Raw genomic sequence first — 20,218 nt, 5'->3', positions numbered from 1 at the left:
CAACAGTGCTGGACGGGGCACGGGGCCCCGGCGATAGGCTCGGGCGATGAGCGAGTCACCCGCCGTGCCGGCCCTGCAGCTGACCGGGCTCGTGAAGCGGTTCGGCGACAACGTCGCCGTCGCGGGGATCGACCTCGTCGTGCCCGCCGGATCGTTCTACGCCCTCGTCGGGCCCAACGGCGCCGGCAAGACCACGACGCTGTCGATGGCCACGGGACTGCTGCGCCCCGACGCCGGCGGCGTGCGGGTGCACGGCGTGGACGTGTGGGCCGACCCGGTCGCCGCGAAGGCCATGATCGGCAACCTCGCCGACGGGATCCGCCTCTTCGACCGGCTCACCGGCGAGCAGCTCATCACCTACACGGCCATGCTGTTCGGCATCCCGCGCCCCGACATCGCCCCGCGCGTCGCCGACCTGCTGGAGATGATGGACCTCGGCGACGCGGCGGGCACGATCGTGGCCGACTACTCCGCCGGCATGACCAAGAAGGTCGCGCTCGCGTGCGCGCTCGTCCATGCTCCCCGCCTCCTCGTGCTCGACGAGCCGTTCGAAGCCGTCGACCCGGTCTCGGCGGCCAACATCGAGGACGTGCTGCGCAGCTACACCGCCTCCGGCGGCACCGTCATCGTCTCCAGTCATTCGATGGATCTCGTGCAGCGGATGTGCGACCACGTCGCCGTCATCGCCGCGGGCCGGGTCCTGGCTGCCGGGACGGTGGACGACGTCCGCGCGGGGGAGAGCCTGCAGGACCGCTTCGTCGCGCTCGTCGGCGGACGGCACATCTCCGAGGGGCCGCAGTGGTTGCGACAGTCCTGAGGCTGCGCTTCCGCATCCTCGGCAACACCCTCGCCCGCCGGCCCTGGCAGCTCGTCGGCTTCTGCTTCGGGGTGCTCTCCGCCCTGTGGGTGCTCGTCGCCGTCGTGGCCGGGCTCATCGCGGTGGGCCTCCTCCAGGGGCCCGACGTCGCCCGGACGGTGGCCGTCGTCGGCGGCTCGGCGCTGCTGGTGGGCTGGATCGTCGGTCCGCTGCTGATCGCCGGCATGGAGACCACGATCGACGGCGCGCGGCTCGCGCCCTTCCCGCTCACGACGCGGCAGGTCATGGCAGCCCTCACCGCGACGGGGCTCACCGGCATCCCCGGCATCGTGACGGCCCTCGGTGCGTTCGCGACCGTCGCGCTGTGGGTGCGCTGGCCTGCCGCGGCGATCGCCTCCGTCCCGGCATCCGCGCTCGCCGTGCTGACCTGCGTCGTCGCGACGCGCTTCATGGGGACGCTCTCCACGGGGCTCGGCGGCAACCGGCGCAGCCGCGAGGTCGTCGGCACCGTCGTGCTGACGCTGCTGATCATGTCGGGGCCGATCGTCGCCGGCATCCTGGCGCTCCTCGACAGCACGGGAGACCTCGTGGCGCGCTTCACGCAGGCCGGGGCGATCCTCGGCTGGACCCCGTTCGGCGCCGCCTGGGCCGTGCCCGGCGACATCGCCGCGGGAACGTGGCTGACGGCGGCGGTGAAGTTCGCGATCGCCGTGGCCACGCTCGCGGTCATCTGGCTGCTCTGGTCGCGCGCGCTCGAGGCGTCGCTGACCTCCCCGCCGCAGACGGCGGCACGCGCCGTCCGGCGCGGCACGCTGGGCCTGTTCGGGCGGATGCCGACGGGCGGCGTCGGTGCGACGTGGGCGCGCGCGCTCACCGCGTGGGTCCGCGACCCGCGCTACCTCCGACAGCTGCTCGTCGTGCCGCTGTTCCCGGTGCTCTTCGCCTTCTCCGCGGGCGTCGACAGCGCCCTGTTCACGGCGTCGGCGCTCGCCGCCGCCTTCGTCCTGTCCGTGGCCGGCTACTCCGACATCTCCTACGACGGCACGGCGTTCGCGACGGTGCTCGCGAGCGGCGTGCGGGGGCGGGAGGACCGGCTCGGGCGGGTCCTCGCGGCGGCGTGCATCGGCGTGCCGCTGACGCTCGTCATCGCGGTTGTGACCCTCGCGGTCGCCGGGCGGCTGGAGCACCTGCCCGCCGTCCTCGGCGGCGCATGGGGGTTGCTGCTGGTCGGGTACGGGGTCACCGCGGTGTCGTCCGCGCTCATCGTGACGCCGGTCGCCGCGGCGGGGGACAGCCCGTTCAAGAGCGTGCCCGGCCAGACCTTCGTCAGCGGCCTCCTCGTGTTCGTCGTGTGGCTCGCCTGCGCCGCCCTCGCGACACCCGCGCTCGTGCTCGCGGCGATCGGGGTGGCGACCGGCTCGGCCCTGACCGGCGGGCTCGCGCTCGCCGTCGGGATGGTGGTCGGCGGGGGCGTCGTCGTCGCCGGGGTGGTCGTCGGCGGGCGCACGCTCGACCGCACCGGCCCGGACCTCCTCGCGCGGATCAAGGCGTTCCCGGTCTGAGGTTGCGCTCTCAGCGGACCGGGTGGCGGGCGGCGGGCCGGTTTGCTGGGATGGCGGGATGACACGGGTACTCGTCCTCGGCGGCACCGGATGGCTGAGCGGTCGCCTCGCGCGGCGATGGGTGGATGCCGGCGCCGCCGTCACCTGCCTGGCCCGAGGCGGCCGGCCCGCCCCCGCGGGCGCCGCGCTCGTCGTCGCCGACCGCGCCACCGCGGACGCCTATGCGGAGGTCGCGGGGGAGGAGTGGGACGAGGTCGTCGACATCTCCTCCGATCCCGTCGCCGTGGCCGCGGCGGTCGACGCCCTCGGCGGGCAGGCGGCGCACTGGAGCTACGTGTCGAGCCTGTCGGTCTACGCCGAGAACACCGAGGTCGACGCCGACGAATCCGCCGCGCTCGCCGTGCCCGCAGAGCCCGGCGACGAGTACGACTACTCGCGAGCGAAGTCCGCCGCCGAGCGGGCCGTCGGGACGCTCGGCGACCGCGCCGCGATCACGCGCCCAGGCCTCATCGTGGGCCCCGGCGACCCCACCGACCGGTTCGGGTACTGGCCGTCGCGGTGCGCCCTCGCCGGCTCCGGGCCCGTGCTCGTGCCGGATGCCGAGGGGCTCACGGCGCAGGTGATCGACGTCGACGACCTCGCCGAGTTCATCCTCGCCGCCGGCGGGCGCGGGTGGACCGGCACCGTCAACGCGATCGGCCCCTCGATGCCGCTCGGCGACATGCTCGGGGTGGCCCGCGCTGTCGCCGGCCACACCGGCGCCCTCCGCGCGGCTTCACCCGACTGGCTCGTCGAGCAGGGCGTGGCGCCGTGGGCGGGGCCCCGCTCCCTCCCGCTGTGGCTGCCGGGCGACATGCCGGGCTTCGCGACGCGCCGGGGCGACGCGTACCGCGCCGCCGGCGGCAGCATCCGCCCTCTCGAGGAGACCGTCGCGCGCGTCCTCGCCGACGAGCGGGAACGCGGTCTCGACCGGGCGCGCGCCAGCGGCCTCAGCCGCGCCGAGGAGATCGACCTCATCGCCGCCCTGGCCTGAGCGGCCGCCCGGGTGCTCTTTGCCCGCCCGGGTGCTCTCTGCCCATCAGGCCTCTGTCTGGGGAGGAGATGACGCCTCGGGAGGCCCTTTCCGGCGCATTGATCCTCCCGCGCGGACATCGCCTCCCGTGCGCGCTCGGCCCTGCCCGCGCGCCGGACCCCGACCTCGCGCAACCCCGACCCCGCGCAGCCCCGACCCGCGCAGCCCCCCGCCCCGACCCCGCGCCGGATCGCCCACCCGACGGTGGGCCCGGGGCTCGCGCTGTCGAAAGCGGCACGCGCTGCGGAATGTTCGACCGCGGGTGCTGCTTTCGACCGCGCGACGCGCGACGCGCGACGCGCCGCTCCGGTGCCGCGATTTGGCGGATGCCGCGCCGCGGCGCTATCGTCTCGGCATGCCCGCGCCCGCGAACCGCACCGTCTCGACGGTCTTCCGCGCGCGCCGGCGTCTGAGCGGCCGCCGACTCTAGGCGACCCCGCGTGCTCCCCGAACGGGTCGAGCGCAGGTGTCGCCGGTCTCCGGTCCCGGTCGCCGTCCGAGGCGACGCCCTCTCAGACAATAAGGTTGAAGCATGACCATCTCGGTCGCCGTCTCCGGCGCCTCCGGCTACGCGGGCGGCGAGATCCTGCGCCTGCTCGCCGCCCACCCCGACGTCCAGATCCGCACGGTCACCGCGCACTCCAATGCCGGGCAGCCGCTCATCGAGCACCAGCCCCACCTGCGCTCCCTCGCGCACCTGACCCTGCAGGACACGACGCCGGAGACCCTCGCCGGTCACGACGTCGTCTTCCTCGCGCTGCCGCACGGGCAGTCCGGTCAGTACACCGACGCGCTGGTCGACACCCCGCTCGTCATCGACGCCGGCGCCGACCACCGGCTGACCTCCCCGGACGCGTGGGACGCCTTCTACGGCGGCGCGTTCCACGAGCCGTGGACGTACGGGGTGCCCGAGCTCCTCGTCGGCGGCCGCAAGCAGCGCGAGCACCTCGCCGGTGCGACGCGCATCGCGGCCCCGGGCTGCAACGCCTCCACCGTGAGCCTGAGCCTCGCGCCCGGTGTCGCGGCGGGCGTCATCGACGCCGCCGACATCGTCACGGTGCTCGCCGTCGGCCCGTCCGGCGCCGGCAAGAGCCTGAAGACGAACCTCCTGGCCTCTGAGATCCTCGGCTCCGCGAACCCGTACGCCGTGGGCGGGACGCACCGGCACATCCCGGAGATCCGGCAGGCCCTCGTGGATGCCGGTGCGACCGGCCCCGTCGGCATCTCGTTCACGCCCGTGCTCGTGCCCATGGCGCGCGGCATCCTCGCGACCTCCACGGCCCCGATCGCGGACGGGGCGACGGATGCCGACATCCGCGCCGCGTGGGAGGACGCGTACGGCGACGAGACGTTCGTGCAGCTCCTTCCGGCCGGCCAGTTCCCCCGCACCGCCGACGTCCTCGGCGCGAACACGGCGCTCATCGGCCTCGCGATCGACCGCGCCGCGAACCGCGTCGTCGTCGTCGCGGCCGTCGACAACCTCGTCAAGGGCACCGCCGGCGCCGCCATCCAGTCGATGAACATCGCCCTCGGCCTCCCCGAGGCCACGGGCCTGAGCGTGAACGGAGTCGCCCCGTGAGTGTCACGGCAGCGCAGGGATTCGAAGCCGCGGGCGTCACCGCCGGCCTGAAGAGCAGCGGCGGGAAGGACCTCGCCGTCGTCGTGAACCGCGGGCCACACAAGACCGGCGCCGCCGTCTTCACGAGCAACCGCGCCAAGGCGAACCCCATCATCTGGTCGCAGCAGGCCATCGCGGACGGCGTCGTCGAGGCCGTCGTGCTGAACTCCGGCGGCGCGAACTGCTTCACGGGGTCGTTCGGCTTCCAGACGACGCATCAGACGGCCGAGAAGGCCGCGGAGCTGCTCGGCGTCAGTGCCGGCGACATCCTGGTCTGCTCGACGGGCCTCATCGGCACCGGCGACGAGGTCTTCCGCGGCAAGGTCCTCGCCGGCACCGCCGAGGCGATCGCGTCGCTCAGCGCCGCCGGCGGCGATGACGCGTCGCTCGCGATCATGACGACCGACACGAAGCCCAAGCGCTCGGTCGTCAGCCGCGACGGCTGGACCATCGGCGGCATGGCGAAGGGCGCCGGGATGCTGGCGCCCGGACTTGCCACGATGCTCGTCGTCATTACGACCGACGCCCGACTCGAGCCGGCCGACGCCGACGCGGCGCTGCGACGCGCGACGGCCCGGACGTTCGACCGCCTCGACTCCGACGGCTGCATGTCGACGAACGACCAGGTGACGCTGCTCGCGAGCGGCGCCACCGGACTGGAACCCGACCTCGCCGTGTTCGCCACGGCGCTCACCGAGGTGTGCCAGGACCTCGCCGAGCAGCTGCAGGCCGACGCCGAGGGCGCGAGCCACGCGATCGCGATCCGGGTCGTGCACGCGGCATCCGAGGAGGACGCCGTCGCCGTCGGCCGCTCCGTCGCCCGGAACAACCTCTTCAAGGCCGCGATCTTCGGCAACGACCCCAACTGGGGGCGCGTGCTCGCCGCGATCGGCACGACCGACGCCGCGTTCGACCCGTACGACGTCGACGTGTGGTTCAACGGCGTCCGCGTCTGCACACAGGGCGGCCCCGACCGGCCCCGCGAAGAGGTCGACCTCACCCCGCGCGCCACGTCGATCCTCATCGACCTGCGCACCGGCGAGTCCGAGGCGACGATCCTCACGAACGACCTCACGCACGACTACGTCCACGAGAACAGCGCGTACTCCTCATGACCGACATCCAGCAGACCACCCCCGAGGAGGCCGCCGTCAAGGCCGGCGTCCTCATCGAGTCGCTCCCGTGGCTGCAGCGCTTCCGCGACCAGATCATCGTCATCAAGTACGGCGGCAACGCCATGATCTCCGAGGAGCTGCAGGAGTCGTTCGCGCAGGACATCGCCTACCTCCGGTTCGTCGGCGTCAAGCCGGTCGTCGTGCACGGCGGCGGCCCGCAGATCTCCAAGATGCTCGACCGGCTCTCCATCCCGAGCGAGTTCAAGGGCGGGTACCGCGTCACGAGCATGGAGGCGATCAGCGTCGTGCGGATGGTCCTGACCGGCCAGATCAACCCGCAGCTGGTCGCGAAGATCAACGCGTACGGCCCGTTCGCGACGGGGCTCTCCGGTGAGGATGCCGGCCTGTTCGGCGGCCGCCGCCGCGGCGTCGTCATCGACGGCGAGGAGCACGACCTCGGGCACGTCGGCGACGTCGTGCAGGTGAGCCCGCAGCCCGTCCTCGACCAGCTCGCCGCGGGCCGCATCCCGATCGTCTCCTCCATCGCGCCCGACCTCGACAACCCGGGCCATTCGCTGAACGTCAACGCGGATGCCGCCGCCGCGGCCCTCGCCGTCGCGCTCGGGGCGACGAAGCTCGTCGTCCTCACCGACGTGCCGGGGCTCTACGCCGACTGGCCCGACCGGGACTCGCTCGTGTCGCACCTGACGGCCTCCGAGCTGCGCGCGATGCTGCCGCGGCTGGAGTCGGGCATGATCCCGAAGATGCAGGCCTGCCTCGACGCCGTCGACGGCGGCGTCGACACGGCGGCGATCATCGACGGCCGCCAGCCGCACTCGGTGCTGGTGGAGATCTTCACGGAACAGGGAATCGGAACAGAGGTGGTGGCGCAGTGACCGGCGCATCGACGACGGACAAGCCGAGCTGGAAGGACGCCGCCTCCCGCGACCTCGTCCTGAACTCGGGCGACCGCTACGCGCTGTTCGTGCGCGGCGAAGGCGCGTACCTGTGGGATGACGAGGGGCGGCGCTACCTCGACTTCCTCGGCGGCATCGCGGTCGTCTCGCTGGGGCACGCCCATCCTGCGTTCGTCGAGGCGGCCGCGACGCAGGCCGCGACCCTCACGCACGTGTCGAACTACTTCGCGACCCCGCCGCAGCTGGCCCTCGCGGCCCAGCTGAAGCGGCTCGCCGGCACCGGCCCGGAGGGCCGGGTGTACTTCGGCAACAGCGGCGCCGAGGCCAACGAGGCGGCGTTCAAGCTCGCCCGCCTGCACGGCGGCGCCGACCGGCCCCGCATCCTCGCCCTGAAGGACGCCTTCCACGGCCGCACGATGGGCACCCTCGCCCTCACCGGGAAGCCCTACATGCAGGCGCCGTTCGAGCCGATGGTGCCGGGCGTCGAGTTCCTCGACTCCACCGTCGAGGCGCTCGAGGCCGCGATGGACGACCGGGTCGCCGCTCTGTTCGTCGAGCCCATCAAGGGCGAGGCCGGCGTCATCGAGCTGCCGGAGGGCTACCTCGCCGCCGCGCGCGAGATCACCGCACGGCACGGCGCCCTGCTGATCGTCGACGAGATCCAGACCGGCGCGGGACGCACCGGCGCCTGGTTCGGCTTCCAGCACGCCGGCATCACGCCGGATGCGATCACGGTCGCCAAGGGCATCGGCAACGGGATCCCGATCGGCGCGCTCATCACGTTCGGCGCCGCGGGGGAGCTGTTCTACCCGGGCACCCACGGCTCGACGTTCGGCGGCAACGCCCTGGCCACCGCGGTGTCCTCCGCCGTCCTCAGCGAGATCGAGCGCGCCGGACTCGTCGAGAACGCCGCCGTGCGCGGCGCGCAGGTGCGCGAGGCCGTCGCCGCGATCGGGTCGGACCTCGTCGAGGGATGCCGCGGTCAGGGGCTCCTCGTCGGCGTCGCGCTGCGGCATCCCGTCGCCAAGGCCGTCGTCGCGGCGGCGCAGGAGCACGGCCTCATCGTCAACGCGGCCAACGAGTCCACGATCCGCCTCGCGCCGCCGCTCACGATCGGCGACGTCGAGATCGACGAGTTCCAGGACCTGTTCGGCAAGGCCCTGCGCACCGTCGAGGACGCGCTGCTGCTCGATGAGAACCACCCGACCCCGGAGGTGTCCGCGTGACCCGCCATCTGCTCCGCGACGACGACCTGAGCCCCGCCGAGCAGGCGGAGATCCTCGACCTCGCCCTCGACCTGAAGAAAGACCGCTGGAAGGTCAAGCCGCTCGCCGGTCCGCAGACCGTCGCGGTCATCTTCGACAAGTCCTCCACGCGCACGCGCGTGTCGTTCGCGGTCGGCATCGCCGACCTCGGCGGGTCGCCGCTGATCATCTCGACGGCCAACAGCCAGCTCGGCGGCAAGGAGACGCCGTCCGACACGGCGCGCGTCCTCGAGCGCCAGGTCGCCGCGATCGTCTGGCGCACCTACGCGCAGGCGGGGCTGGAGGAGATGGCACGCGGCACGCGCGTGCCGGTCGTCAACGCCCTGAGCGACGACTTCCACCCGTGCCAGCTCCTCGCCGACCTCCTGACGATCCGGGAGCACAAGGGGGACCTCGCCGGTCTCACCCTCACGTTCTTCGGCGACGGCAAGTCGAACATGGGCCACTCCTACCTCCTCGCCGGCGTCACGGCGGGCATGCACGTGCGCGTCGCCTCGCCGGAGGCGTACGCGCCCCGCGCCGACGTCGTCGCCGACGCGCGCGCGATCGCGGCGCAGACCGGCGGCTCCGTGACGCTCAGCACCGACCCCGCCGCAGCGGCCGCCGGTGCCGACGTCATCGTCACGGACACGTGGGTGTCGATGGGCAAGGAGGAGGAGAAGGCCGCGCGCCTGCAGGACCTCGGCGGCTACAAGGTGACGACGGCGACCATGGCGCTCGCGCAGGACGACGCGATCTTCATCCACTGCCTGCCCGCCGACCGCGGCTACGAGGTGGACGCCGAGGTCATCGACGGCCCGCAGAGCGTCGTGTGGGACGAGGCGGAGAACCGTCTGCACGCCCAGAAGGCCCTGCTCGTGTGGCTGCTGCGTCAGCAGTGACCCCCGGCGGCCGGCCGGACAGTCGCAGGCTGCATCGCGAAGACCCGCGGGCGTGGAACCGGGCGGGACGCCTGCACGGCGTCGACCTCGCGCGCGCCCTCGCCGTGCTGGGGATGTTCGCGGCGCACATGCTCACGATCGAGGAGGAGTTCTCCTGGGGTGACCCGGCGACCTGGGCGGATGTCGCCAACGGCCGCTCGTCCATCCTGTTCGCCGTGCTCGCGGGCGTGTCGATCGCGCTCGTCTCCGGCGGGCCGAGCCCGGTCGCCGGCGCCGCGCTCGCGCTCGTGCGTCGCCGTCTCGCGGTGCGCGGCGGGGTCCTCTGGCTCGTGGGCCTCGCGCTCATCATCACCGGTGTCCCGCTGCTGATCATCCTGCCCGCCTACGCCCTGCTGTTCCTGCTCGCGCTCCCGCTCCTCCGCCTCCGGGCGGGTGTCCTCTGGATCATCGCCGGGGGGCTCGCGCTCGTCATGCCGTGGGTGCAGCCCGCGCTCGACGCGCTGCCGGTGTGGGAGGGCGTCGCGGGCGAGACCCTGGGGCTCCTGCTCGGCTGGGGCTACCCGTTCCCGCTCTGGACGGCCTTCCTCGTCGCGGGGCTCGCGGCGGGACGCTCCGACCTGCGCGCCGCGCGCACGCAGGTCGTGCTGACCGCCGGCGGCGCCGCGGCGGCCGTGATCGCGTACACGGCGGATGCCGTCTCGCGCGCGCCCGAGGACGGCGAGTACCTCTGCCACGTGTGGACCGCCGCCGCGCACTCCGGCGGCATCCTCGAGGTCGTGGGGTCCGGCGGGTTCGCGCTCGCCGTCCTCGGTCTCTGCCTCCTCGTCTGCCGCACGCCGCTCACCTGGGTCCTGCTGCCGCTGCGCGCCGTCGGGACGATGCCGCTCACCGCCTACGTCGGCCAGGTGTTCGCGTGGGCGCTCCTCGCCGCCGCGACGATCGGCGACGTCGGCGACCTGGGCGGCTTCCGCGCCCTCGAGCCGTTCTGGCCGTTCGCGCTGACGACCATCGCGGCGTGCACGGCCTGGGCCCTGCTGCTGGGCCGCGGCCCCATGGAGCGCTTCGTCGCCGCCGCGGCCCGCCTCGCCGTGCCCGGACGGGCGTGACGGCGTGGATGCCGGGAGGGGCACGCGCGCCGTTTCGCCTCAGCGCCCGCGACAGACAGAATGGTGGAGCACCGTGAACCGACCGGCGGGAGCCTGATGACGAACGCGCCTCGTGACATCCTCGTCGTCGCGCACGCCCACCGGGAAGACACCGTCGCCGCCGCTCGCCGCGTCATCGCCGCGCTCATCGCGGCCGGCGCCCGCCCGGTCCTCGCCGCGGACGACGACGCCCTCGTGGCGGCGCTCTCCGATCTCGCACCGATCGCACTGCTCGGCTTCGACGTTCCCGTCGCGGACGTGGAGATCGCGATCGTGCTGGGCGGCGACGGCACGATCCTGCGTGCCGCGGAGCTCGTCCGCGACGGCACCGCGCCGATCCTCGGCATCAACATGGGCCACGTCGGGTTCCTCGCGGAGATCGAGGCGGACGTCATCGACGACGCCATGCAGCGGGTCATCGCGCGCGACTACGAGGTGGAAGAGCGGATGACCCTGTCCGCGCGGGTCAAGGACGCCGGCGGCACCGTCATCTACGAGACGTGGGCGCTCAACGAGGTGACCGTCGAGAAGGCCTCCCGCGAGCGGATGATGGAGGTCGTCATGGAGATCGACGGCCGGCCCCTGTCGACCTTCGGCTGCGACGGCGTCGTCGTCTCGACGCCGACGGGCTCCACCGCCTACAACTTCTCCGCCGGCGGCCCCGTGATCTGGCCGAGCGTGGAGGCCCTCGCCGTCGTGCCGCTGTCCGCGCACGCGCTGTTCGCCCGCCCGCTCGTCGTCGGGCCCGAGGCCGCCGTCGCGATCGAGGTCTTGGCGCGCACCGACGGCATCGGCATCCTCTGGGCCGACGGGCGCCGCTCGCACGACCTGCCCCCCGGCGCCCGCGTCGTGGTGCGCCGCTCCGACATCCCGGTGCGGCTCGCGCGCCTGCATCCCGCGCCGTTCACAGACCGGCTGGTGCGGAAGTTCCAGCTCCCCGTCACGGGATGGCGGGGGCCGACACGCGCCGACACGCGGGTGGCCGAGTGATCGAGCAGATGCGTCTGCGCGATCTCGGTGTGATCGCGCAGGCGACCCTGCCGATGGGCACCGGGTTCACCGCCATCACGGGTGAGACCGGCGCCGGCAAGACCATGGTCGTCACGGGGCTCGGGCTGCTCCTCGGCCAGCGCGCCGACTCCGGCGCCGTCCGCTCCGGCGCCGCCCAGGCGTGGGTCGAGGGTGTCTGGATCGTGCCGGAGGACGGGCCCGTCGTGGAGAGGGTGCATGACGCCGGCGGCGAGGTCGAGCCGATCGGCGACGGGCGTGCGGAGCTGTACCTCGGGCGGACGCTCTCCAGCGAGGGCCGCAGCCGCGCCACGGTGGGCGGCCGCACGGCGCCCGCGGGCGTGCTCGCCGACCTCGCCGACCAGCTCGTCGTCGTGCACGGCCAGTCCGACCAGCTGCGGCTGCGCAGCGCCGCCGCGCAGCGCGACGCGCTCGACCGGTTCGGGGGAGACGAGGTCGCCGCCGCGCTGGCCGCGTACCGCGACGCGTGGACGCACTGGCGCGCCGTCACGGACGAGCTCGCGACGCTGACCGCCGAGCGCGACAGCCGCGCCCGCGAAGCGGACGACCTGCGTGTCGCCCTCGAGCAGATCGAACAGGTCGACCCGCACGCGGGCGAGGACGTCGAGCTGTCGCAGCGCGCCGAGCGCCTCGCGAACGCGGAGGACCTCCGCCTCGCCGCCGCCACGGCGCACGCCGCGCTCTCCAGCGACGACGACCAGCCCGACGCGCAGGCGCTGCTGGGCGAAGCCCGCCGCATCCTCGATCGCGTCTCGCACAGCGACCCCGCCCTCGCCACCGTCTCGGACACGCTCGGCGAGCTCGGCTACCGCGTCGCCGACGTCGCCGGCGAGCTCAGCAGCTACCTCGCCGACCTCGACGAATCCGGCCCGCACGAGCTCGCTGCCGTCGAAGAGCGCCGCGCGGCCCTCGGTGCCCTGCTCCGCGCTCACGGGACGCTCGAGGAGGTCCTCGCGCTCCGCGAGAGCGGCGCGGCGCGGCTGGCCGAGCTCGACGACGACGGCGACCGGGTGGAGCGCCTCACCGCCCAGACGCAGGAGGCCGCGGCGCTCGTCGACGCGCACGCCGCGACGCTGACCGCCGCCCGCACGGCCGCGGCGGAGAAGCTGGGGGAGGCGGTCACCGCGGAGCTCCGCGACCTCGCTCTGCCCGACGCGCGCATCGTCGTGACGGTGGCGCCCGGCGCGGAGACGGCGCACGGCCGGGACGATGTGACGATCCTCCTCTCCCCGCACCCCGGCGCCGATCCGCGCCCCGTCGCACGCGGCGCGTCCGGCGGCGAGCTCAGCCGCGTCATGCTCGCGATCGAGGTCGTCATCGCGGCGACCGACCCCGTCCCGACGTTCGTGTTCGACGAAGTGGATGCCGGCATCGGCGGCGCCGCGGCCATCGAGGTCGGCCGGCGCCTCGCGAAGCTCGCGCAGACGAGCCAGGTGATCGCCGTGACCCACCTCGCGCAGGTGGCCGCCTTCGCGAACAACCACCTCAGCGTCGTCAAGGCCAGCGACGGCTCGGTCACCGCCTCGAGCGTCCGCGTCCTCACAGGCGCCGACCGTGAGGCGGAGATGGCGCGTCTCCTCTCCGGCCTGCCCGATTCGGACGCCGCGCTGGAACACGCACGGGAGCTGCTCAGCCTCGGCTCACCACGACTGATAGGATGAAAGCCCGTGACGGACACTTCAGACTCGGGCATCATTTCGAACGACACCACCAGGCACATTTTCGTGACGGGCGGTGTCGTTTCCTCGTTGGGCAAGGGTCTGACGGCCGCCAGTCTCGGCAATCTGCTCACCGCGCGGGACCTCCGGGTCGTGATGCAGAAGCTCGACCCCTACCTCAACGTCGACCCGGGAACGATGAACCCGTTCCAGCACGGCGAGGTCTTCGTCACCGATGACGGCGCCGAGACCGACCTCGACATCGGGCACTACGAGCGCTTCCTCGACATCGAGCTGAGCCAGGCCGCCAACGTCACCACCGGTCAGATCTACTCCCAGGTCATCGCGCGCGAGCGACGCGGCGAGTACCTCGGCGACACCGTGCAGGTCATCCCGCACATCACCGACGAGATCAAGCGGCGCATGCGGCTGCAGGCCGACGAGACGCCCAAGCCCGACGTCATCATCACGGAGATCGGCGGCACGGTCGGCGACATCGAGTCGCAGCCGTTCATCGAGTCGGCGCGTCAGATCCGTCACGAGCTCGGTCGCGGCAACGTGTTCTTCGTGCACGTGTCGCTCGTGCCGTTCATGGGCGCGTCCGGCGAGCAGAAGACCAAGCCGACGCAGCACTCCGTCGCGACGCTGCGCTCCATCGGCATCCAGCCCGACGCGCTCGTCCTGCGCAGCGACCGTCCCGTCACCGAGTCCAACAAGCGCAAGATCGCGCTCATGTGCGACGTCGACGAGGATGCCGTCGTCAATGCTGTGGACGTGCCGTCGATCTACGACATCCCCAGCATGCTCAACGAGCAGGGCCTCGACGACTACATCGTCCGCGCGCTCGGGCTCGGCAAGGCCGACGACGTCGACTGGACGCGCTGGCAGAAGGTGCTCCAGGCGGTGCACAACCCCAAGCACGAGGTCACGATCGGCCTCGTCGGCAAGTACATCGACCTCCCCGACGCGTACCTGTCGGTCACGGAGGCGCTCAAGGCCGGCGGCTTCGCGCAGGAGACGAAGGTCAAGATCACCTGGATCCCCTCCGACACGTGCGAGACGCCCGAGGGCGCCGAGAAGGCGCTCGCGCCGGTCGACGGCATCGTCATCCCGGGCGGCTTCGGCATCCGCGGCATCGAGGGCAAGCTCGGCGCGCTGAAGTTCGCGCGCGAGCAGGGCATCCCGACGCTCGGGATCTGCCTGGGCCTGCAGTGCATGGTCATCGAGTACGCCCGCAACATGGCGGGGCTCGAGGGCGCGTCCTCCAGCGAGTTCGACCCCGAGACGGCCTTCCCCGTCATCGCGACGATGGCCGAGCAGGTCGACATCATCGAGAGCGGCGACATGGGCGGCACCATGCGCCTCGGCCTGTCGGAGGCCGCGCTCGCGGAGGGGTCGCTGGCCGCCGAGCTGTACGGCTCGACCGTCGCGTCGGAGCGTCACCGGCACCGCTACGAGGTCAACAACGCGTACCGGCAGCAGATCGCCGACGCCGGCCTCGTGTTCTCCGGCCTGGAGCCGAACCGCAACCTCGTCGAGTACGTCGAGCTGCCCCGTGACGTGCACCCGTACTACATCGCCACGCAGGCCCACCCCGAGCTGCGTTCGCGCCCGACCGAGGCGAACCCGCTGTTCCGGGGGCTGATCGCGGCGGCGCTGGAGCGGCACCGCGCCAGCGAGCTGTTCGACGACGACGAGAATGCCTGAGCCGCTGCAGGACGACCCGGCTGAGGTCGACGTCACCCGCAGCGAGACGGTCTACGAGGGTCGCGTCTGGAACATCCGCCGCGACGAGGTCTCGTACGGCGGGGAGAGCATCGTCCGGGAGTACATGGACCACACCGGCGCCGTCGCGATCCTCGCGCTCGACGACGAGGACCGGGTGCTCCTGATCAAGCAATACCGGCATCCCGTGCGGATGCGCGAATGGGAGATCCCCGCCGGCCTGCTCGACATCGCCGAGGAGCACCCGCTGCTCGCCGCCCAGCGGGAGTTGACGGAGGAGGCCGACCTCGTCGCGGGGCGGTGGGACGTGCTGGGGGAGTTCTACACGACCCCCGGCGGCAGCGACGAGGCCATCCGCATCTACCTGGCGCGCGATCTCGCCCCCGCCCCGGAGGTGTTCGCGCGCTCCGCAGAGGAGGCCGACATCGAGGTGCGCTGGGTGCCGCTCGACGAGGTCGTGGATGCCGTCCTCGACCGTCGCGTGCAGAACCCGTCGCTCGTGGTCGGCGTGCTCGCCGCGCACGTGTCGCGGGGCCGCGGGTGGGAGACGCTCGCGCCGGCAGACGCCCCGTGGCCGCGCCGGTCGCGCGCGATCGGGGCAGCCACGACGTGAAGCTCGAACGCGCCGTCGACGCCTACCTCAGGCACATCTCGATCGAGCGCGGTCTCTCCGAGCACACCGTCGGCGCGTACCGTCGTGACCTCGCCGTCTACACGACGTGGCTGACCCAGCGGGGGATCGCGACGATCGAGGACGTGACGGCGCCGACCGTCGCCGAGTTCGCCGCGGAGCGGGCGTCGGCAGAGCCGCCTCCGGCCGCGACCTCCCTCGCCCGGCTGCAGTCCTCCGTCCGCGGGCTGCACCGGTTCCTCGTGCGCGAGGGGATCGCCGCGGAAGACCCGACCGGCCGGCTGCGCCCGCCGAAGACCCCGCAGCGGCTTCCGAAGGCGCTCACGATCGACCAGGTCGAGTCGCTCCTGGACGCGGCGGGGCCCGCGCCGGGCACGGCGAGCGACGGCGACCTCGTCCGGCTGCGCGACCGCGCGCTGCTCGAGCTGCTCTACGCGACCGGGGCCCGGGCCACCGAGATCGTGCAGCTCGACGTGGACGACCTCGCCCACGGCGACGTGCTGCGCGTGCGCGGCAAGGGGGCGAAGGAGCGCATCGTCCCGGTCGGCTCGTACGCGCGGGCCGCCGTCGACGCCTACCTCGCGCGCGCCCGCCCCGAGCTGTCCCGCCGTGGCCGCGCGACGCCGCGGCTGTTCCTCGGCGCCCGCGGCGCCCCGCTGTCCCGGCAGAGCGCGTGGCTCGTCATCCAGCAGGCCGCCGAGCGCGCCGGCCTCACGGCGCACGTGTCGCCGCACACCCTCCGTCATTCGTTCGCGACGCACCTGCTGCAGGGCGGCGCCGACGTGCGCGTCGTGCAGGAGCTCCTCGGGCATGCCTCGGTCGCGACGACCCAGATCTACACCCACGTGACCGTCGACGCGCTCCGCGACGTCTACGTCACCTCCCACCCCCGTGCGCGGTGACCGGGCCGGCTCGGTTTGTCACGGCGGGGGCGCCACGCGTCCGGGCGGGCGAACGGTCATGATGGGCGCGTGAGCACACCCGAGCGCCTGGACGCCCCGACCTACCGCCCCGGCACCGGGCTCGCGGTCTTCTGGATCGTGGCCGGGCTCATCGCCTGGATCGTCTCGTTCCTGCTGTACCGCGAGTACACCGGACAGCTGATGGGTGAGGACGCGCTCATCACGTGCGACATCAGCCCCATCGTCACGTGCGGCCCCAACCTCCTCTCGCCCGGTGGCAACCTTCTCGGCTTCAGCAACTCGATCATCGGCATCGTCCTCTTCGTCGGACCGATCTACGCCGGGGTGAGCGCGCTGGCCTCGCCGCAGGGCATGCGCGCCTGGTACTGGCGGGTGTTCGGGGTCTTCGTGCTCGGCGGGTTCCTGCTCGTGCACTTCTTCGCCTACCGCAGCGTCTTCGAGTACGGGTCGCTGTGCCCCTGGTGCATGGTCGTCTGGCTCATGACGATCCCGCTGTTCTGGACCGTCCTCGGGTGGTCGCTGCGGGAGGGGCTGTGGGGTGCCGGTGCGCGCCGCGTCGGCGCCTTCGTGCTGTCCTGGCTGCCCCTCATCGTGCTGCTCGACTACGTCGTCATCGCCGTCGCCGCCCAGCTGCGTCTGGATGTGCTCGGGAGCCTCTGACACGGGCGTGGGGGCCGGGTTCGCGCGCGTGTCTGTGCGAGAATCAGGGGCACGCAACAGGAGGCAGGAGTGTCGGTGACGACGGAGAAGGCGCGAGGGAGCAAGAAGAAGGCTTCCACGGATGACACCCCGATGGGTCCCACCGGTCGCCCGTACCACGGCTTCGCCACGCCGCCCAAGCTCGACGGCCACGGTCCGGCGCGCATCATCGCGCTGTGCAACCAGAAGGGCGGCGTCGGCAAGACGACGACGACCATCAACCTGGCCGCCTCCCTCGCCCAGTACGGCCGTCGTGTGCTGGCCGTCGACTTCGACCCGCAGGGCGCCCTGTCGGCGGGTCTCGGCATCGCGACCCACGACGTCCCCACCATCTACGACCTGCTGCTGGACACCAAGCGCGACCCGCACGATGTCATCGTCTCCACGTCGGTGGAGAACCTCGACGTCATCCCCGCGAACATCGACCTGTCCGCCGCGGAGGTGCACCTCGTCAACGAGGTCGCCCGTGAGACGATCCTCGCCCGCGTGCTCCGGAAGGTCTCCGGCGAGTACGACGTCATCCTCGTCGACTGCCAGCCGTCGCTCGGCATCCTCACCGTCAACGCCCTGACCGCGAGCCACGGCGTGCTCATCCCGCTGGAGTGCGAGTTCTTCGCGCTGCGCGGCGTCGCGCTGCTCATCGAGACGATCGACAAGGTGCGCGACCGGCTGAACCCCTCGATCACGCTCGACGGCGTCCTCGCCACGATGTACGACCCGCGCACGCTGCACTCCCGCGAGGTGCTCGAGCGCGTCGTCGAGGCGTTCGGCGACGACGTGCTGGAGACCGTCATCGGCCGCACCGTGAAGTTCCCGGACGCCTCGGTGTCCGGCGTCCCGATCACCAAGTTCGCGCCCGAGCACCCGGCCGCCCAGGCCTACCTGCGACTGGCGCGGGAGCTGGTCGCCCGTGGCGCCGTCGCCTGACGAGGATTCCGCGGCACAGGAGACGACACCGGATGCCGCGGGCTTCCGCGTGACGCTCGGGGTCTTCGACGGACCCTTCGATCTGCTGCTCACGCTGCTGTCCAAGCACGAGCTGGACATCACCGAGATCTCGCTCAGCAGGGTCACCGACGAGTTCATCTCGTACCTCCGCGGGCTCGACGCCGAGGAGGAGCTGGAGCAGGCCTCGGAGTTCCTCGTCGTCGCCGCCACCCTCCTCGACATGAAGGTCGCCGGACTCCTGCCGCAGGGCGAGCTCGTGGACGCGGAAGCCGTCGCCCTGCTCGAGGCGCGAGACCTGCTGTTCGCGCGCCTGCTGCAGTACCGCGCGTTCAAGGAGGTCTCGGCGTGGTTTGCGCGCTGCCTCGAGCGGGAGGACCGTCGGCACGCCCGGTCGGTGCGCCTCGACGAGAGGTACCGTCGCGCGGCGCCGGAACTCGTGTGGACCCTGTCCGCCGACGACTTCGCGGCCATCGCGCTCCTCGCCTTCACGCCGAAGGAGATCCCGCACGTCGGGCTCGACCACCTGCACGCGCCGCTCATCTCCATCCGCGAGCAGGCCGCCGTCGTCGTCTCCGCGCTCAAGGGCGCCGGGATGCTCAGCTTCCGTGAGCTCATCGCCGGGGTGACCCAGCCCGGCATCGTCGTCGCGCGGTTCATCGCCGTGCTCGAGCTGTACCGTCACGCCGCCATCTCGTTCGAGCAGCTCGAGCCGCTCGGCGAGCTCACGCTGCGCTGGACCGCCGAACGCTGGTCCGAAGAGAACCTCGCCACCCTGGGAGCCGACTATGACCGATGACCCCGTGGTCCATGACACCCCGGTCGATGACCGCATGACCGAGGCCGACGAGGCGCCCGTCCAGGCGACGCCCGTCGAGGTCGCGCGGCGCCTGGAGGCGATCCTGCTGGTCGTCGACGAGCCCCAGAGCCTCGTCGCGCTCGCCGCCGCGGTCGCCGCACCGGTCGCCGCCGTGCGCCAAGCCGTCGAGGGCCTCGTCGCCGACTACGACGGTGAGACCGGCGGCCCGCGCCGCGGCTTCGAGCTGCGCGAGGTCGGGGGAGGGTGGCGCCTCTACGTCCGCGAGGAGCACGATGCTCTCGTGTCCGAGTTCGTCAACGCGCAGGCCCCGTCGCGCCTGTCGCAGGCGGCGCTGGAAACCCTCGCCGTGATCGCGTACAAGCAGCCCGTGACGCGCGGCCAGGTCGCCTCCATCCGCGCCGTGAACGTCGACTCCGTCGTCCGCACGCTCCTCGCCCGCGGCCTCATCACAGAAGCCTTCACCGACCCCGAGACCGGGGCCATCCACTACGAGACCACCGACGCTCTCCTGGTCAACCTGGGCATCAACTCGCTCGACGAGCTGCCCCACATCGCCCCCCTGCTCGATGACGGCTCGGACGGCTTCGACAGCGAGGTACTGAGATGACCGAAGAACGAGACACCGAGGGCGTCCGCCTGCAGAAGGTGCTGGCGAACGCCGGCGTCGCATCGCGGCGGGTGTGCGAGCAGTACATCGTGGAGGGCCGCATCCGCGTCAACGGCGTCGTCGTGACCGAGCTGGGCCGGCGGATCGACCCGGCCGTGGACATCGTCGACGTGGACGGCACCGCCATCCAACTCGACAGCACGAAGCGGTACGTCATGCTCAACAAGCCGACCGGCGTCGTCTCGACGATGAAGGACGAGCAGGGCAGACCCGATCTCCGGCGCTACACGCAGGAGTTCTCCGAGCGGCTCTACAACGTCGGACGCCTGGATGCCGAGACGAGCGGCCTCCTCGTCCTCACCAACGACGGCGATCTCGCGCACGTTCTCGCACACCCGTCGTTCGGGGTGAACAAGGTCTACATCGCGAAGGTCGACGGGCGCGTCACCCCGCAGGTCATCTCCCGTCTCACGAAGGGCTTCGACCTGGAGGACGGGTTCATCTCGGCCGACAAGGCACGACTGCTGGATGCCAGTGGCACGACGAGTCTCGTCGAGTTGACGCTGCACTCCGGCCGCAACCGGATCGTCCGGCGCATGATGGCGGAGGTCGGTCACCCGGTGATCGAGCTCGTCCGGCGCCAGTTCGGGCCGCTCCACCTGGGAACCCTCCCGGCGGGGAAGGCGCGCGAGTTGACTACAGTGGAACGCGGCGCGCTGCTCACTCTCGCGCGCCGGGACGCGCCGGAGCCCACCGCTCCTGAGAACACGGCGTCCCCCGATTCCTGAT

Annotated in this window: 19 protein-coding genes; all 19 read left to right on the top strand. The window is 72.5% G+C overall.

The window, feature by feature from the left end; all coding sequences use genetic code 11:
- The first annotated feature begins 46 nt into the window (after positions 1–46).
- Positions 47–817 carry an ABC transporter ATP-binding protein gene (locus tag BR85_RS07500; RefSeq protein ID WP_028495976.1) on the top strand — a complete coding sequence of 257 codons (771 nt, stop codon included), beginning with the start codon at positions 47–49 and terminating at the stop codon, positions 815–817.
- Positions 799–2,379, top strand: a complete 1,581-nt coding sequence (locus BR85_RS07495; protein WP_028495975.1) for a hypothetical protein — start codon at positions 799–801, stop codon at positions 2,377–2,379. The genes BR85_RS07500 and BR85_RS07495 overlap by 19 nt, the downstream gene beginning before the upstream one ends.
- A gap of 58 nt (positions 2,380–2,437) precedes the next feature.
- Positions 2,438–3,412, top strand: coding sequence for an NAD-dependent epimerase/dehydratase family protein (locus BR85_RS07490; RefSeq protein WP_028495974.1), 975 nt, complete (start codon positions 2,438–2,440; stop codon positions 3,410–3,412).
- A 571-nt stretch (positions 3,413–3,983) separates the two neighbouring features.
- Positions 3,984–5,030 carry an N-acetyl-gamma-glutamyl-phosphate reductase gene (gene argC, locus BR85_RS07485; protein WP_028495973.1) on the top strand — a complete coding sequence of 349 codons (1,047 nt, stop codon included), beginning with the start codon at positions 3,984–3,986 and terminating at the stop codon, positions 5,028–5,030.
- Positions 5,027–6,184, top strand: a complete 1,158-nt coding sequence (gene argJ / locus BR85_RS07480) for a bifunctional glutamate N-acetyltransferase/amino-acid acetyltransferase ArgJ (RefSeq protein ID WP_028495972.1) — start codon at positions 5,027–5,029, stop codon at positions 6,182–6,184. The genes argC and argJ overlap by 4 nt, the downstream gene beginning before the upstream one ends.
- Positions 6,181–7,080, top strand: coding sequence for an acetylglutamate kinase (gene argB / locus BR85_RS07475; RefSeq protein WP_028495971.1), 900 nt, complete (start codon positions 6,181–6,183; stop codon positions 7,078–7,080). The genes argJ and argB overlap by 4 nt, the downstream gene beginning before the upstream one ends.
- Positions 7,077–8,327 carry an acetylornithine transaminase gene (locus BR85_RS07470; RefSeq protein ID WP_028495970.1) on the top strand — a complete coding sequence of 417 codons (1,251 nt, stop codon included), beginning with the start codon at positions 7,077–7,079 and terminating at the stop codon, positions 8,325–8,327. The genes argB and BR85_RS07470 overlap by 4 nt, the downstream gene beginning before the upstream one ends.
- Positions 8,324–9,247, top strand: coding sequence for an ornithine carbamoyltransferase (gene argF / locus BR85_RS07465; RefSeq protein WP_028495969.1), 924 nt, complete (start codon positions 8,324–8,326; stop codon positions 9,245–9,247). The genes BR85_RS07470 and argF overlap by 4 nt, the downstream gene beginning before the upstream one ends.
- On the top strand, positions 9,226–10,353 hold the full coding sequence (locus BR85_RS07460; protein ID WP_231478591.1) for a DUF418 domain-containing protein: 1,128 nt from the start codon (positions 9,226–9,228) through the stop codon (positions 10,351–10,353). Before argF ends, BR85_RS07460 begins: the two co-directional genes overlap by 22 nt.
- Positions 10,354–10,449: 96 nt before the next feature.
- The gene (locus tag BR85_RS07455) at positions 10,450–11,382 is read left to right on the top strand and encodes an NAD kinase (protein WP_028495967.1); all 933 of its coding nucleotides are present in this window, start codon (positions 10,450–10,452) and stop codon (positions 11,380–11,382) included.
- Positions 11,379–13,082: a DNA repair protein RecN gene (gene recN, locus BR85_RS07450; RefSeq protein WP_028495966.1), complete on the top strand. Its 1,704-nt coding sequence runs from the start codon at positions 11,379–11,381 to the stop codon at positions 13,080–13,082. The genes BR85_RS07455 and recN overlap by 4 nt, the downstream gene beginning before the upstream one ends.
- A 6-nt stretch (positions 13,083–13,088) precedes the next feature.
- The gene (locus BR85_RS07445) at positions 13,089–14,786 is read left to right on the top strand and encodes a CTP synthase (protein ID WP_028495965.1); all 1,698 of its coding nucleotides are present in this window, start codon (positions 13,089–13,091) and stop codon (positions 14,784–14,786) included.
- Complete coding sequence (locus BR85_RS07440) at positions 14,779–15,417, top strand: NUDIX domain-containing protein (protein WP_028495964.1); 639 nt, start codon at positions 14,779–14,781, stop codon at positions 15,415–15,417. Before BR85_RS07445 ends, BR85_RS07440 begins: the two co-directional genes overlap by 8 nt.
- Complete coding sequence (gene xerD / locus BR85_RS07435) at positions 15,414–16,337, top strand: site-specific tyrosine recombinase XerD (RefSeq protein WP_028495963.1); 924 nt, start codon at positions 15,414–15,416, stop codon at positions 16,335–16,337. Before BR85_RS07440 ends, xerD begins: the two co-directional genes overlap by 4 nt.
- 69 nt (positions 16,338–16,406) lie before the next feature.
- Positions 16,407–17,018 (top strand): vitamin K epoxide reductase family protein, encoded by a 612-nt coding sequence (locus BR85_RS07430; protein WP_028495962.1) that lies wholly within the window; start codon positions 16,407–16,409, stop codon positions 17,016–17,018.
- 132 nt (positions 17,019–17,150) lie between these two features.
- A complete protein-coding gene (locus BR85_RS07425) occupies positions 17,151–17,984 on the top strand; it encodes a ParA family protein (RefSeq protein ID WP_051526247.1) in 834 nt (277 codons plus the stop codon).
- Entirely contained in the window at positions 17,968–18,801 is an 834-nt protein-coding gene (locus tag BR85_RS07420; RefSeq protein ID WP_028495960.1) for a segregation and condensation protein A, read from the top strand. Before BR85_RS07425 ends, BR85_RS07420 begins: the two co-directional genes overlap by 17 nt.
- Before the next feature lie 34 nt (positions 18,802–18,835).
- Positions 18,836–19,429 (top strand): SMC-Scp complex subunit ScpB, encoded by a 594-nt coding sequence (scpB, locus tag BR85_RS07415; RefSeq protein WP_036272560.1) that lies wholly within the window; start codon positions 18,836–18,838, stop codon positions 19,427–19,429.
- Complete coding sequence (locus tag BR85_RS07410; RefSeq protein ID WP_051526200.1) at positions 19,426–20,217, top strand: pseudouridine synthase; 792 nt, start codon at positions 19,426–19,428, stop codon at positions 20,215–20,217. Before scpB ends, BR85_RS07410 begins: the two co-directional genes overlap by 4 nt.
- The last annotated feature ends 1 nt before the right edge of the window (position 20,218 follow it).

Origin of the sequence: Microbacterium sp. UNCCL10 (genome assembly GCF_000746195.1) — a bacterium.
In the GTDB taxonomy this organism is placed as follows: domain Bacteria; phylum Actinomycetota; class Actinomycetes; order Actinomycetales; family Microbacteriaceae; genus Microbacterium; species Microbacterium saccharophilum.
The sequence above is the reverse complement of the archived record's forward strand: the minus strand, read 5'-3'. Positions and strand labels throughout refer to the sequence as shown.